At 72.4% G+C, this 14,475-nt stretch carries 11 protein-coding genes; 6 read left to right on the forward strand and 5 right to left on the reverse strand.

Annotated elements, in window-relative coordinates:
* The first annotated feature begins 89 nt into the window (after positions 1-89).
* The 3 genes from AC0VYN_RS33030 to AC0VYN_RS33040 all read left to right on the forward strand — a co-directional run bounded on the left by AC0VYN_RS33030 (position 90) and on the right by AC0VYN_RS33040 (position 6,669).
* The gene (locus AC0VYN_RS33030; protein WP_475533922.1) at positions 90-2,585 is read left to right on the forward strand and encodes a D-alanyl-D-alanine carboxypeptidase; all 2,496 of its coding nucleotides are present in this window, start codon (positions 90-92) and stop codon (positions 2,583-2,585) included.
* A 226-nt stretch (positions 2,586-2,811) separates the two neighbouring features.
* Positions 2,812-4,821 carry an MFS transporter gene (locus AC0VYN_RS33035; protein ID WP_475533923.1) on the forward strand — a complete coding sequence of 670 codons (2,010 nt, stop codon included), beginning with the start codon at positions 2,812-2,814 and terminating at the stop codon, positions 4,819-4,821.
* Positions 4,822-5,085: 264 nt separating this feature from the next.
* Positions 5,086-6,669, forward strand: a complete 1,584-nt coding sequence (locus AC0VYN_RS33040; protein WP_475533924.1) for a sodium:solute symporter family protein — start codon at positions 5,086-5,088, stop codon at positions 6,667-6,669.
* Between the two features lie 19 nt (positions 6,670-6,688).
* Here AC0VYN_RS33040 and AC0VYN_RS33045 read toward each other — a convergent pair whose 3' ends face one another.
* The 3 genes from AC0VYN_RS33045 to AC0VYN_RS33055 all read right to left on the reverse strand — a co-directional run bounded on the left by AC0VYN_RS33045 (position 6,689) and on the right by AC0VYN_RS33055 (position 9,451).
* Positions 6,689-7,804, reverse strand: coding sequence for an ADP-ribosylglycohydrolase family protein (locus AC0VYN_RS33045; RefSeq protein ID WP_475533925.1), 1,116 nt, complete (start codon positions 7,802-7,804; stop codon positions 6,689-6,691).
* 151 nt (positions 7,805-7,955) lie between these two features.
* On the reverse strand, positions 7,956-8,789 hold the full coding sequence (locus AC0VYN_RS33050) for a helix-turn-helix domain-containing protein (RefSeq protein WP_475533926.1): 834 nt from the start codon (positions 8,787-8,789) through the stop codon (positions 7,956-7,958).
* Positions 8,790-9,016: 227 nt separating this feature from the next.
* Positions 9,017-9,451, reverse strand: a complete 435-nt coding sequence (locus tag AC0VYN_RS33055) for an ATP-binding protein (RefSeq protein ID WP_475533927.1) — start codon at positions 9,449-9,451, stop codon at positions 9,017-9,019.
* 113 nt (positions 9,452-9,564) lie between these two features.
* Between AC0VYN_RS33055 and AC0VYN_RS33060 the strand changes: the two genes are divergently transcribed.
* From AC0VYN_RS33060 to AC0VYN_RS33070, 3 genes are read left to right on the forward strand one after another with little or no spacing between them, the layout of a single operon-like run.
* Complete coding sequence (locus AC0VYN_RS33060) at positions 9,565-10,377, forward strand: helix-turn-helix domain-containing protein (RefSeq protein WP_475533928.1); 813 nt, start codon at positions 9,565-9,567, stop codon at positions 10,375-10,377.
* Entirely contained in the window at positions 10,374-10,565 is a 192-nt protein-coding gene (locus AC0VYN_RS33065; RefSeq protein ID WP_475533929.1) for a DUF397 domain-containing protein, read from the forward strand. The genes AC0VYN_RS33060 and AC0VYN_RS33065 overlap by 4 nt, the downstream gene beginning before the upstream one ends.
* Positions 10,566-10,594: 29 nt before the next feature.
* On the forward strand, positions 10,595-11,107 hold the full coding sequence (locus tag AC0VYN_RS33070) for a DUF2165 domain-containing protein (RefSeq protein WP_475533930.1): 513 nt from the start codon (positions 10,595-10,597) through the stop codon (positions 11,105-11,107).
* On the opposite strand, the gene AC0VYN_RS33075 is transcribed toward AC0VYN_RS33070, so the two are convergent.
* Both AC0VYN_RS33075 and AC0VYN_RS33080 read right to left on the reverse strand, forming a co-directional pair.
* On the reverse strand, positions 11,091-11,654 hold the full coding sequence (locus tag AC0VYN_RS33075) for a hypothetical protein (protein WP_475533931.1): 564 nt from the start codon (positions 11,652-11,654) through the stop codon (positions 11,091-11,093). The two genes, AC0VYN_RS33070 and AC0VYN_RS33075, sit on opposite strands and share 17 nt — an antisense overlap.
* A 90-nt stretch (positions 11,655-11,744) precedes the next feature.
* Positions 11,745-14,348: a bifunctional FO biosynthesis protein CofGH gene (locus AC0VYN_RS33080; RefSeq protein WP_475533932.1), complete on the reverse strand. Its 2,604-nt coding sequence runs from the start codon at positions 14,346-14,348 to the stop codon at positions 11,745-11,747.
* Between the last annotated feature and the right edge of the window lie 127 nt (positions 14,349-14,475).

Consider the following 14,475-nt stretch of genomic DNA (forward strand, 5'->3'; position numbering starts at 1 on the left):
TAGGTATGTCGTTCTCGTCTACCGCGTGGGTCCTACCCGTACACAGGACACTGGTACATGTTCGGTAGCGCACACAGGACGTGCGGCGCATGGAGGAGGCATCGGTGGCGGGCGAGTCCCCCGACAGGTCGAAGCAGCGCGAGTCGTCGGAAGAACCGACGTCGGGGAGCGCGGGTCCGGTTCCCGAAGCCAGGACAGAGGCGAGCGAGCCGCGTGATCCGCGGCTGGCGGTGGCGCGGGACTCCGCGGAGCCGTCGGCGTCCGCCGGGTCCCAAAAGCCCCGCGGGGGCGTGGATACGGCCACCCGGGTGCTTTCGGTCCGCGACACGGACACCGAGGCGGAGACGCCTGAAGCCGGCAGCACGAAGGCCGGGACGCCGGAGCCGGACACGGCGGAGGCGGACACGGCGGAGTCCGAGACGCCTGAGGGTGGCGGCGAGGCCGAGGCCGCGGCGGACGACGAGGCGAAGGCCGAGGCCGAGTCTGAGTCCGAGTCCAAGGCCGGAACCGACGCGGAACCCGAGCCCGAGGCCGAGGCCGGCACCAAGCCCGACGCCGACGCCGAGCCCGGGTCCGGTGCTCAGGTGGACGGCGAGGACGGCGACAATCCGGAGGAGGCCGGCGGGAAGAGCGCGTCGGAGACCTCCGGTGACGGCCGGCTGCGCGATGTCGTGGCGGCGTGGGTCGCCACCGCGGACGAGCGGGCCGCCGCGAACGCCCGGCCCGAGGCCGAGGGCGAGCCGGAGAACGCCGCGTCCCCCGGCAAGCCGGCCCAGGACGCCGACGCGGCCCCGGACGGGCCCGAGGACGCCTCCGACGGCCCCGACGCCTCCGAGGAGCGCGCGGACGAGCGCGCCGCCGCCGAGCCGCGCCCCGACGCGGACGGGACGGACGACGCGGTGAAGGACGAGGCGGACGGCGAGACCGGGGCCGACCCGAGCCCCGTCGATCAGCCCACCGCCGTCTTCAAGGCCGTACGGCCGCCCGCCAAGCCCTCCGTGGACCAGCCGACGACCATGCTGAAGCTGGGCGACGCCGGGAAGAAGGGCGGGAAGGCCGGCAAGAGCGGCAAGACCGGCAAGCCGGACAATCCCGACGAGGCCGGCAAGCCCGAGACGGAGGCCGAGGCCGAGGCCGAGCGCACCAGCAAGTTCGTCGCGCTGCGGCAGCCGGACGATCCGGCGACCCGCAAGCCCCCGCGGCCCGCGCAGCCCGGCACCGGGGCGCCCCGCGCGTCCGCCGCCGCGGCCACCGCGGCCGTGCCGCAGGTCGGTCCCGACCGGACCACGCAGCAGCCGCTGCCGCCGAAGCCGCCGCTGGACCTGCTGGCGGAGCTGACGAACACCCCGCCGCCCCCGGAGACCCCGCTGCGGACGACCGTGCGCCGGGTCAAGATCTGGACCCCGCTGGTCGTCCTGCTGGTGATCGTCTTCGGTGTGGTGCAGTCGATGCGCCCGCTGCCCGAGCCGACGCTCGACCTCACGGCGCAGGAGAGCTTCACCTTCGAGGGCGGCAAGCCCGAGATCCCGTGGCCGTCCGCGGGACAGGCCGCGCTCGACGTGCAGGGCATCGGTTCGTTCGGCTCCTCCGGCGAGCAGAAGCCCGTGCCGATCGCCAGTGTCGCCAAGGTCATGACCGCGTACGTCATCCTGCGCGACCACCCGCTCAAGAGCGGCGCCGCCGGCCCGGAGATCGCGATCGACCAGACCGCCGAGGACCAGTCGGAGGCGGGCCAGGAGTCGACCGTCAAGGTCTACGCGGGCGACAAGATCTCCGAGCGCGAGGCCCTGCAGAGCATCCTGATCGCGTCCGCGAACAACGTGGCGCGGCTGCTGGCCCGCTGGGACGCGGGGTCGGAGAAGGCGTTCGTCGAGAAGATGAACGCCGCCGCGAAGGACCTCGGCATGACCAACACCACGTACACCGACCCGTCGGGTCTGAACAACACGACGGTGAGCACGGCCGTGGACCAGGTGAAGCTGGCCAAGGAGGCGATGAAGCAGCCCGCGTTCCGCGAGGTCGCCGCGATGATGTCGTACGACGACTACAAGGGCGCGAACCACGGCAACTGGAACCAGCTGGTCGGTCACAACAACGTGGTCGGCATCAAGACCGGCACCACCACCTCCGCGCTCGGCAACCTGGTCTTCGCGGCGAAGAAGGAGGTCGGGGGCGAGACCCGGACCATCATCGGGGCCGTGGTGCGCCAGCCGGCGACCGCGGACCAGGGGATCCTCGCCGCCGCGCTGAGCGCCGGCGACGAGCTGATCCGGGCCGCGCAGGACACCCTGGAGTCGTCGACGATCCTGAAGAAGGGCTCCGTCGTCGGGTACGTCGACGACGGCCTCGGCGGCCGGACGCCCGTCGTCGCCACGCAGGACGTCAAGGCCGTCGGCTGGCCGGGCCTGACCGTCAAGCTGACCTTCGAGGCGGACGAGGTGCCGCACACGGCGAAGGCCGGCACCAAGGTGGGCACGCTCACCGTGGGCGACGGCGGGGTGAGCGGCGCGGTGAAGGTGCCCGTCGCCCTCCAGCAGGACCTGGTCGAACCGGCCTTCACGGACAAGCTGACCCGGATCGGCTGACCCGCCGGCCCGCCGGGCCGGACCGCGACACGGTGCCCCGTGTCCCCTGCGGCGAGCATGAGCCGCAGGGGCGCGGGGCACCCGCGCGGGCGGAGAGGCCAGGGCGCGTGAGCGCGTGCTAGCGTCACGAAACGGGGCAGGTCGCCGGGTCGCGGGAACGCGGCCGTGCAGAGTACGGAACCGACGCGGCCGCAAGCAGAAGACGGGACACGGGGAGTGCCTTCAGGTGGCCACTGCGGAGCCGACACGCGCCGACGACGCCGATCCGGGCTCGGGGACGGGCCCGCGACCACGCGTACCCGCACCCCGCAAGGACGCCGGGGACGGCGGGAGGACCGGCGCCGGACCGGCGGACGGCGATCGTGAGCCCGACCGTGCCGGGCCGGACCCTGCCGGGCCGGAGCCCGCGGGGCCGGAGCCTGCCGAGCCGGAAGCGCCGTCCGCGGTGAACGCCGCCCTCCTGGCCGTGCGCGAGCGCATGCTGCGTCACCCCGTCCTGTCCGTCACCGCCCTCGCCGGAATCCTCCACATCGCCTGGTTCTTCACCTTCGCGAACAGTGGCGGCGACCTCGCGGCGCAGGACGCGTGGGCGGAGTTCGTCGGCCGGCACCCGGCCTCGGCGTACAACCTCGCCTGGTACGGCGGCATGCACCCGGTGTCGTACAGCGTGGTGTCGCCGTATCTGATGTCGGTGCTCGGCGTGCGGACCACGATGATGATCGCGGGGACGGTGTCGGCCGGGCTGCTGACGCTGATCCTGATCCGCAGCCGCGTGGTCCGCAATCCCCTGTGGGCGTCGCTCGCCGGTCTGTTCGGGCTGCTGGCCAACGCCATCTCCGGGCGGGTGACGTTCGGGCTCGGCACGATGTTCGCGCTGGGCGCGGTGGCCACGGTGTTCTGCTGGCCGCACCGCTGGCGCCACGAGCGCTGGGCGAAGGCGCTGTGCGCGGCGCCGCTGGCCGCGCTGTCCACGATGGCCTCGCCCGTCTCGGGCCTGTTCGTGGGCCTGGTGGCGGTGGCCCTCTTCCTCCAGAAGCGCCGGCCGGGCGCCTGGGCGCTGGGCCTGGCGCCGGCCGCGGTGGTCGCGCTGTCGGCCTGGCTGTTCCCGTTCTCCGGCACCCAGCCCATGGGCTTCGGCTCGACCGTCCTGCCGCTGCTCTACGCGGGCTTCGTGTTCGCGCTGGTGCCGCGCGCCTGGACCACCGTGCGGATCACGTCGGCGGTCTACGGGCTGGCCGTGCTCCTGGTCTGGGTGATCAGCTCCCAGATCGGCTCCAACATCACGCGCCTGTCGATGCTCTTCGCCGGGGCGGTGCTGGTGGCCGCGCTGCCCTTCACGGTGCCGCGCTCGCGCAAGTGGTACGCGGTGGTCGTCGCGCTCGCCGGCTTCGCGGGCTGGATCGGTTTCAAGTCGGCCGACGACGCCGTCCACACCACGCCGGCCGCCTCCTGGGCGCGCGAGCTGGCGCCGCTCGTGAACGAGCTCCAGGAGGTCGGCGCGGGGAAGGGCCGGGTGGAGGTCATCCCCGCCCGTTCCCACCGCGAGGCCTCGGCGCTCGCCCCGTACGTGAACCTGGCCCGCGGCTGGAACCGCCAGGCCGACATGGAGCGCAACCCCCTCTTCTACGACGACACGCTCAACTCGGCGAACTACCACGAGTGGCTCCAGCGCTGGGCGGTGCACTTCGTGGTGCTGCCCAAGGACGAGCCGGACGGTGACGGCGGCGAGCGGGAGCGCGAGCTGGTGCAGCGGGGGCTGCCCTACCTGAAGCAGATCTGGGGCGACGCCAACTGGCAGCTGTTCCAGGTGACCGACCCGGCCCCGCTGGCCGAGCCGAACGCGTTCGTCCAGCGCGCCGAACAGGGCGAGTGGACGATCGACGTGAACAGGGCGGGCCCCGTCCTGGTCCGGATGCCGTACTCGCCGTGGCTGAGCCTCGTCGACTCCGAGGGCAAGAAGCTGAAGCCGCCCCGGGAGACGGAGGACTCCGAGGACCGTCCCGAGGGCACGCCGAAGACGTTCGAGAACGTCAACGGCTGCCTGACGGAGACGGACGAGACCGTCGACGGCGACACGTGGACGGTGCTGATCGCCCCGGAGGCGGGCACGTACCGGCTGGCGGCACCGTACGGGTTCTCGCGCGGCACGCCCTGCCCGGACGAGATGAGGGAAGGGCTCCAGGAGCAGCTCGTGGACCGGCTCGGCGACAAGCTGAAGTTCGCGCCGCAGGAGTAGCGCGGACCGCCCCGAGCTGGGGAGACGGCCGGACACCCCGTGCACGGGTGCCGGCCGTCACGTCATGTCGGCGTTCATGTCCATGAACGAAGGTCAGCAAGTAGAACCTTTTTACCCGCTCTTGACCCTCCGCTTTCTTGTCGTGCCCTTGCCGACGCAACCACGATGAGCGGGCACTTCGCCGCGCGCCACGCCCACACCCCGCTCTTGCGAAGTGCCAGCCAGCTGAGCGGAGTTCACAAGGCGGACCCCGGAAGGGGGCACATGAACGGTCTCGACTGGTCCGTGCTCATCGGCTACTTCGCCGTGATGGTGGCGATCGGCGTCTGGTCGCACAAACGCGTGGACAACGTCAGCGACTTCTTCACGGCCGGCGGCAAGATGCCCTGGTGGCTGTCCGGCATCTCGCACCACATGTCGGGCTACAGCGCGGTGATGTTCACCGGGTACGCGGGCATCGCCTACACCTACGGCGTCACGTCCTTCGTCACCTGGTCGTTCCCCATCGCCCTGGGCATCGCCGTCGGGTCGAAGCTGTTCGCGCCGCGCATCAACCGGCTGCGCTCACGGCTCCACGTGGCCTCCCCGCTGGAGTACCTGAAGAACCGCTACAACCTGCCGACCCAGCAGGCGCTGGCCTGGTCCGGCATGCTCCTGAAGATCGTGGACGTGGCCGCGAAGTGGGCGGCCATCGCCACGCTGCTGTCGGTCTTCACCGGCATCTCCCTCAACCAGGGCATCCTGATCACCGGTGTCATCACGGGCATCTACTGCACGATCGGCGGCCTGTGGGCCGACGCGCTGACCGAGCTCGGCCAGTTCGTCATCCAGCTGCTGGCCGGCGTCGCGATGTTCGTCGCCGTCGTCATGAAACTCGGCGACCACGGCGGCTTCTTCGGCGTCTGGGACGAGCCCGCCCTCCAGGGCCACGGCAAGCCGCTGGTCGGCCCGTACGGGACGGTGTTCCTGCTCGCCTTCCTCTTCATCAAGCTCTTCGAGTACAACGGCGGCATGCTCAACCAGGCCCAGCGCTACATGGCCACGCGCAACGCCCGCGAGGCCGCCCGGTCGGCGCGGCTGTCGGCGGTGCTGTGGCTGGTCTGGCCGGTGGTGCTGTTCTTCCCGATGTGGATGTCGCCGCTGCTGGTGGAGTCGCAGAAGCCGGACGGCTCCGACTCCTACGGCCTGATGACCGAACAGCTCCTCCCGCACGGCCTGCTGGGCCTGGTCATCGTCGGCTTCTTCTCGCACACCATGGCCATGTGCTCGTCGGACGCCAACGCCATCGCGGCCGTGTTCACCCGGGACGTGGCACCGGTCGTGTCGGCGCGGGCACGGGCCTGGGGCGAGCGGTCCGGGCTGGTCGCGGCGCGCGTGACGACGGTCGTCTTCCTCGCCCTGTCCATGGCGGTGGCCACGCAGGTCAACTCGCCGGCGTTCAAGGACATCATCACCGTTGTCATCAAGTGGGTCGCCGGTCTGATGGGCCCGATCGCCATCCCGATGATGCTCGGCCTGCTGCGGCCCTTCCGCCGCTCCGGCCCGACGGCCGCACTCACCAGCTGGGCGGCCGGCCTGCTCGCGTTCTGGCTGGTCAACTACCCGATCAACTGGAGCGTCGAGGGCGGGGTGCCGCTGGAGTACCAGGTGTCCGTGCCGCTGGCGGTGTCCCTGGTGCTCTACGTCGTCATCGGCTACCTGAAGCCGGAGGACACCCCGGAGCGGCTCGCCGTCATCGAGCGGGTCAACACGGACGGGGACGACGACGCCTCCGGAGCGGCGGCGGCCGTCCCGGCGCCCGCGGGAGAGAGGGGCGACGCGGTGGGGCGGACCCGGGTGAAGGACTGAGGTCCGCCGTCGGGCCCGCTCACGCCCGGGGGTACCTCGCCAGCCAGCCCGGGGACGAGCCCGCGGGACCGTGCAGGGCCGGGCCCTGGGTCATCTCCATGGCGAAGTCGTCGGCCAGTTCCAGGATCGTCGGACGGCCCTCCAGCTCGGCCACCCAGGCCGGCGGGAGGGCCGTCTCGCCGTGCAGGGCACCGAGCAGCCCGCCCGTCAGCGCGCCGGCCGCGGCGGAGGGCCCGCCGTGGCCGACGGCCAGCCGCAGCCCGTGCCGTACGTCCTCGGCGACGAGGGCGCAGTACACGGCGGCGGCGACCAGGCCCTCCGCCGTGCCCTCGCCGGCCAGCTCGGCGACCCGCGCCGGTGTCGGGAGCCCCTGCCGGACCGCGCCCAGCGCCTGCTGCAACGCCTCCGACACCGGCTCGTGCCCGGGCCGGACGGCGAGCAGCGCGAGCGCCCGCTGCACCGCCGGGTCCGGGCCCTCCCCCCGCGCCAGCGCGTGGACGACCACGGCGTACGCGCCCGCCGCGAGGGTCCCGGTGGGGTGGCCGTGGGTCTGCGCCGCGCACTCCACGGCGAGCTGGGCGACGAGTTGCGGCTCCCAGCCGACCAGCAGCCCGAACGGTGCCGACCGGGCGGCGGCCTCGGGCCCGCGCTCACCGGGGTTCTTGGGCGCCTCGGGAGTGCCCATCGTGTCGTCACCGAGCCCGAGCAGCAGCGCCCGTGTGGGGTCGCGCCGGGTGTACAGCCACTCCTCGCGGGCCAGCCAGCCGTCGTCCTTGCGCCGCTCGTCGGGCCCCCAGTCGTGCTGGGTCGCGTACCAGCGCCGGTACGCGCGGTGCAGATCGGTCGGCGGATGCCAGGCCCCGGTGTCGCGCCGCACCTGGGCGCGGATCAGTCCGTCGACGGAGAACAGGGTGAGCTGGGTGAGGTGGGTGACGGCACCGCGCCGCCCGTGGGCGGGGGCGAGGTCGGCCGGCCCTTCGGGCCCGTGGGCCTCGTGGACGGCGTCGGGGTCCATCCCGTCGAGGGGCGTCCCGAAGGCGTCCCCGACGGCGACCCCCAGCAACGTCCCGCGCACCCGGCTCCGGAAGTCCTGCTGCTCGGCACGACCCCACACGGTGCCGGCTGTCGCGCCCACCCGGCCCTCCCCTCGGTACTGTCCACGCCACTGTCCGTACGTGCGACGCCCAGCACTGTATTCGAACGGGAATGGTCGGTCAGGGCTGGAACGGTGAGGAAACGTTCACGTGACGACGCGTGGGTTCCGGGGCGGGTGCGGGAGCGGTTGGTTACGCGGCCACCCGCTCCGCCGGGCTGCCTGCCCGGCAGTCGCGGCAGCGGCCCGGGCGCGGTGCGCGGAAGGCGCGTTCGCAGCCGTCGCAGGTCTGGAGGGGGGCAGGAGCGTGCGGGCCGGGGGCCGGTGGAGGGGACGCGGGCAGGGCGGGGGGCAGATCGGCGGTGAGGCGGCGCTCCAGGAAGGCCACCGGGTGGCGGATCAGCTCCTGGGGCAGGCCGGTCGTCAGGGTCCGCTCCACCGCGGACGCGGGTACGCCGCGCTCCAGCCAGACGGTGACGGACGGGACGAGGCGGCGTACGTCCCGTTCGGTGAGGAGCAGACGGGAGTCGTGGAGGCGCAGCCGGGTGAGGAGGTCGGACGCCGGGGACCGGCCGGCCCCGGGAGCCGGGGCACGCTCCGTGTCCGGTGCCGGTGCGGTGGCCCCGGCGCCGGCCGGCTCGGCGGGCGGCGGTGCGACTGCCCCCGCCAGGGCCGCGCCGGGCCTGTTGCGGGAGACCGTCCGGGTCACGACTCGGCCGGATTGAAGACGCTCCTTGGTGCGTGCGAGGTAGCCGTGCTCCTCCAGCTCCCGCAGGGCGGCGGCGATGCGGATCTCGCCCTCGGGGAACTTGCCCGCCAGCGTCTTGATCCCGACCGGTGCTCCGGCGGGCAGCGACTGGATGTGGACGGCCAGGCCGATCGCCGTCAGGGACAGCTCGGGGTGCTGGAGGAGGTGATTTCCGACCACGGTGAAGTGGTCGTGGTGCGGGTGGTTGTCGTGCTCGACACCACCGGGGTGACGGCCGGACACGGGGCGGGCGTGCGCGCTAGGGTTCTGCTCAGTCATCAGGAAGAGGTCCGATCTTCCTCGGTGATCAGGCCCTCGCAGTGGGATGGCAGTCCCGGCGGGGGCCGAATCATGTCTGGGGTTGTTGCGGCAGACGCTGCACCATGAACGCCGCGCCACGCCAGCCGAGTTGCCGATGTTCACTCCGGAGAGTGATCGACGGGGGCGGCGGGGGTGGGTCGGTTCTTTCCCCGGTTCTTTGGTCTTTGGCGTCGTGCCCGACCGGGTCACGTCCGGCCGCGACCCGGTGAGAGTTCGGCCCAGACGGTCTTGGCGGGCGCCGGCCCCTGGTCGACGCCCCAACGGTCCGCGTACGCCGCCACGATGTGCAGGCCACGTCCGCCCTCCGCGTCGTCGGCGGCCGGGTCGTGGGGACGCGGGACCCGGTCGCCCCGGGCGTCCGTGACCTCGACGCGGAGGGTACCGCCGGGAGTCAGCCGCAGGGCCAGCCGGAAGTCACGTCCCGGCACCCGGCCGTGCAGCACCGCGTTCGCGGCGAGTTCGGCGACGACCTGCACCGCCGCCCCGGACGGCACGTCCCAGTCGTCGAGCTGGCGTTCCGTGAGCAGCCGCGCGAGCCGGGCACCCCTGCGCGTCGCGGACAACTGGATCGTGAAGTGGCACGCGTTCGCGGTGACGGACAGGTCCAATTTCTGGTTCACGTCACCCAGCGTGGCCGCCCGTCCCTACCCTGAACAGCACCGACCTCGGTACCGAGAGTGACTGTCCGGGTGCCTGCCGTGGTCGTACGGGTCGTACGCCAGGAGGGGAAGACGTGGAGGACGAGGAGGCCGCGGCCGTGCTCAAGGCGGTCGGGCGGCAGATCAAGCTGTGGCGGGAGGCGGCCGGGCTGCGCCAGGCCGAACTGGGGTCCGCCATCGGGTACGGCGAGGACATGGTCTCGTCCGTGGAACGCGGGCGGCGGGTGCCCAAGCCCGACTTCCTGGACAGGGCCGACGAGGTACTCGGCGCGGGCGGGAAGCTCTCGACCATGAAGGAGGACGTGGAGAAGGCCCGCTACCCGAAGAAGGTAAGGGACTTGGCGAGGCTGGAGGAGGAGGCGGTCGAGCTGGGGGCCTACGCGGGCCACCACGTCCACGGGCTGCTCCAGACTCCCGAGTACGCGCGCGCCCTGTACGCGATGCGGCGCCCGGCGTACACGGAGGAGGAAACCGACCGCTACGTCTCCGCCCGTATGGCGCGGAAGGCTGTCTTCGAGCGCGTCCCCCGGCCACAGCTCTCCTTCGTTCAGGAAGAGGTGACCCTACGACGCCCGCTCGGGGGCAGGAGCGTGCTCCGGCAGCAACTTGAACACCTGTTGGAGATCGGGAATTTGAGGCATGTCGAGATCCAGGTCATGCCCACGGACCGTGAAGACCACGCGGGGATGGCCGGATCGCTGCAACTGTTGAAGCTTCGGGGCGGGACGGCGTTCGGCCACTCGGAAGCCCAACTGCACAACCGAGTCATCACCGACCCCCACGAGGTCCAGACCCTGGACTTGCGCTATGGGATCATCCGGGCGCAGGCGCTCACGCCCCGCGAGTCATTGGCCTTCATCGAGAAAGTCATGGGAGAAGAGACATGACCTCCGCCCTCGAGTGGTTCAGAAGCAGCTACAGCAGCAATGACGGCCCCGAATGCGTCGAGGTCGCCATACCCCCCGCCGACACCACCGTCCACGTGCGCGACTCCAAGGCCCCCGACGCCGCTCGTCTGACCTTCGCCGACGCCTCGTGGGCCGCGTTCGTGCAGGCCGTCACGGCGGCCGGATGAGCTTCGGGCCCGTGGGTAATGAGGTGGGCATGACCACCACTTCCGCCTCGCGGGCCCTGCCCCTGGCCGCGGCCCTGCTCACCGGCACCGTCGCCCTCTACATGGCGCTGGTCGCCTTCGGGAACATCACCGACTTCGGGACGAACCAGGCGTTCGTCCAGCACGTGCTCGCCATGGACACCACCTTCAAGGACGACGACCTCATGTGGCGGGCCGTCACCAGCGAGGGCTTACAGAACGCGGCGTACGTGGCGATCATCGTCTGGGAGACGGCCGCCGCGCTCGTGCTCGTCGCCGGGACCTGGTTGTGGTTCCGGCGGGACGGCGCGAGGGCGCGCCTGGTCTCCACCCTCGGCCTGCTGATGGTGATGCTGCTCTTCGGCGTCGGCTTCATCGGCATCGGCGGTGAGTGGTTCGCGATGTGGCAGTCGGACACCTGGAACGGACTGGACGCGGCGACGCGGATCTTCCTGCTCAGCGGCGTCGTGCTGATCGTCACCCACCTGCCGCTGGAGCGGGGCGGTCCTACGGGACGACCGTGACCTTCGTGCCGGCCGTCGCGAACGCCCAGACGGCCTCGCCGTCCGCCGTGTGGAGCCGGATGCCACCGGTCTTCGTCCCCGGAACGGGCGGCGGGGGCGAGGAGCCGTCGACCGCGTTGGAGAAGGCGACCGAGACCCCGTCCTCCAGGGCGAAGTACACGATCCGCTCGATCCGCACGCCGTCGGAGCCGGTCGTGGCGCCCTCGGTGCGGGTGCCGACCGTGTAGGAGCCCGGATCGGGGCTTACCGAGCCGGGCCACACGGTGAACGTCCGGCGCGCGGCGTCGCTCGCGTCGACCAGCCAGACCCGCTTCTGACCGAGGGAGTAGACGATGCGCCGCCCGGTGCCGGAGCCGTCCGGGACGGGGGCCGGTGCCGTCTCCTTCGGCCTGGGCGACGCCTCCGCCGTGGCCGACGGCTTCGGATCGGCCACCGTGGCGGTGGGGTGCGGGCCCCGGTCCGCCTGCACGGTCAGGACGGCTACCGCCGCCATCGCTCCCACGGTCAGACCGGAGACCCAGGCCCACGAGGGAAGTCGGGCAGGCACGGGCACGCATCTCCTCAGCTACGAGAACCCCGACACACCGGGGGTCCGATCATCGTACTGTGAGCGGCCCGTGCCTCGGTCCGGCGGCGGTCAGTCCAGCACCGGCAGCAGCTCCGGCAGGTGCCCGTCCGAGGCCGCCGCCGCCCGCTGCCGTTCCTCGGGGACCTCGCCGTACAGCGTGGTGCGGGGCCTGGCCGGGCGGCCCGCCGCGTCGGCGACCGCGATCAGGTCCTTGACCGACTTGTAGGAGCCGTACGACGAGCCCGCCATGCGGGAGATCGTCTCCTCCATGAGCGTGCCGCCGAGGTCGTTCGCACCGGAACGGAGCATCTCCGCCGCCCCCTCCGTGCCCAGTTTCACCCAGCTCGTCTGGATGTTGGGGATGTGCGGGTGGAGGAGCAGACGGGCCATCGCGGTGACCGCCCGGTTGTCGCGCATCGTCGGCCCCGGCCGGGCGATGCCCGCCAGGTACACCGGCGCGTTCGTGTGGATGAAGGGCAGCGTCACGAACTCCGTGAAACCGCCCGTGCGCTGCTGGATGCCGGCGAGGGTGCGCAGGTGGCCGAGCCAGTGGCGGGGCTGGTCGACGTGGCCGTACATCATCGTGGAGCTCGACCGGATGCCCAGTTCGTGGGCCGTCTCGACGACCTCGATCCAGGTGGCCGTGGGCAGCTTGCCCTTGGTCAGGATCCAGCGAACCTCGTCGTCGAGGATCTCCGCCGCCGTGCCCGGGATGGAGTCGAGGCCCGCCTCCTTGGCCGCGCCGAGCCACTCGCGGATCGACATGCCGGTGCGGGTCGCGCCGTTGACGACCTCCATCGGCGAGAAGGCGTGCACGTGCATGCCCGGCACGCGGGCCTTCACCGCCTTCGCGATGTCGAAGTACGCCGTGCCCGGCAGGTCCGGGTGGATGCCGCCCTGCATGCAGACCTCGACCGCGCCGACCTCCCACGCCTGCTGGGCGCGGTCCGCCACCTGGCCGAGGGAGAGCGTGTAGGCGTCGGCGTCCGTGCGGCGCTGCGCGAACGCGCAGAAACGGCAGCCCGTGTAGCAGACGTTGGTGAAGTTGATGTTCCGCGTGACGATGTACGTCACGTCGTCGCCCACCACCGACCTGCGGACGTCGTCGGCCACCCCGCACAGGGCGTCCAGCGCCGGACCGTCGGCGTGGAGCAGCGCCAGCGCCTCGGCGTCCGTCAGCCTCGTCGGGTCGTCGGCCGCCGTCGCCAGCGCCTGGCGCACGTCGGTGTCGATGCGCTCGGGTGCCATGCCGGGCGCGGCCGCCTCGCGCAGGGCGCCCCAGTCGCCGTACACCTCGTCGAAGTCGTCGCGGCGGTCGGACGTGCGGCCGTCGGTGTCGATGGTGCGGTGCAGGTCGGTGCGGCCGGACGCCTCGAAGACCTCGTCGGGCTCCTGCCACGGCCGTCCCTCCACCGCCGCGTCCTCGACCGCCAGACCGGTGTCCGGGTCGGCGAGCGCCGCCACGTGCGGGCGCAGGCGCGGATCCAGCCACGGTTCGCCGCGCCGGACGAACTCCGGGTAGACGCAGAGCCGCTCCCGGAGCTCGAAGCCGGCCGTGCGGGACTTCTCCGCCAGCTCCTCGATCTGCGGCCAGGGACGCTCGGGGTTGACGTGGTCGATGGTCAGCGGGGAGACCCCGCCCCAGTCGTCGATGCCCGCCCCGATCAGCCGCTCGTACTCCGCGTCCACCAGGTTGGGCGGGGCCTGGAGGCAGGCCGAGGGGCCCATGATGTGCCGCGCCACGGCCACCGTGGCGACCAGCTCGTCCAGCTCCGCGTCCGGCATGCCGCGCATCGCGGTGTCCGGCTTGGCGCGGAAGTTCTGGATGATCAGTTCCTGGACGCCGTGGTAGGCGCGGGAGACCTTGCGCAGCGCGAAGAGGGACTCCGCGCGCTCCTCGTACGTCTCGCCGATGCCGATGAGGATGCCGGAGGTGAAGGGCACGGAGGAGCGGCCGGCGTCCTCCAGGACGCGCAGCCGCACGGCGGGCTCCTTGTCCGGGGAGCCGTGGTGCGGGCCGCCGGGCTCGGACCACAGGCGGGTCGCGGTGGTCTCCAGCATCATGCCCATGGACGGCGCGACGGGCTTGAGGCGCTGGAAGTCCGTCCAGGTCAGGACGCCCGGGTTGAGGTGGGGCAGCAGGCCCGTCTCCTCCAGGACGCGGATCGAGACGGCGCGGACGTAGGCGATCGTGTCGTCGTAGCCGTGCGCGTCGAGCCACTCGCGGGCCTCGGGCCAGCGGTCCTCGGGCTTGTCGCCGAGGGTGATCAGCGCCTCCTTGCAGCCGAGGGCGGCGCCCTTGCGGGCGATGTCCAGCACCTCGTCCGGCGACATGAACATCCCGTGGCCCGCCCGGCGCAGCTTGCCGGGCACGGTGACGAAGGTGCAGTAGTGGCACTTGTCCCGGCACAGCCGGGTCAGGGGGATGAAGACGCTCTTCGAGTACGTGATGACGCCGGGGCGCCCGGCGGCCTCCAGGCCCGCGTCCCGCACCCGGGCGGCGGACGCGGTGAGGGCGTCGAGGTGCTCGCCGCGGGCCTGGAGCAGCACCGCGGCCTCGGAGACGTCGAGGGCGACACCGTCCCGGGCGCGTTTGAGGGCGCGACGCAGGGAGTTCTCGGTGGGGCCGGTGGCGTCGGCGGGTCCGGTTCCGGAGGTCGCGGAAGTCGTCATCCTTCGAGCATACGAGCGCCATGATCGGGCCGCGGAGCACGCGCCGCCCGCCCACCGGGCGGTTTCCGGCCCTCCATCCGCCGACCCCCTTTCCTTGCCCGGGAGTTCACGGCTCAATACCAGGGTT

The organism is Streptomyces sp. 63XJN7_1_ISO-PGPR-S23-121 (assembly GCF_056173025.1).

Bases quoted from the DNA above. Each gene is read 5' to 3' on its own strand.
- AC0VYN_RS33030 (WP_475533922.1), top strand. From the start codon at position 90: ATGGAGGAGGCATCGGTGGCGGGCGAGTCCCCCGACAGGTCGAAGCAG.
- AC0VYN_RS33040 (WP_475533924.1), top strand. From the start codon at position 5,086: ATGAACGGTCTCGACTGGTCCGTGCTCATCGGCTACTTCGCCGTGATG.
- AC0VYN_RS33050 (WP_475533926.1), bottom strand. From the start codon at position 8,789: ATGACTGAGCAGAACCCTAGCGCGCACGCCCGCCCCGTGTCCGGCCGT.
- AC0VYN_RS33065 (WP_475533929.1), top strand. From the start codon at position 10,374: ATGACCTCCGCCCTCGAGTGGTTCAGAAGCAGCTACAGCAGCAATGAC.
- AC0VYN_RS33070 (WP_475533930.1), top strand. From the start codon at position 10,595: ATGACCACCACTTCCGCCTCGCGGGCCCTGCCCCTGGCCGCGGCCCTG.
- AC0VYN_RS33080 (WP_475533932.1), bottom strand. From the start codon at position 14,348: ATGACGACTTCCGCGACCTCCGGAACCGGACCCGCCGACGCCACCGGC.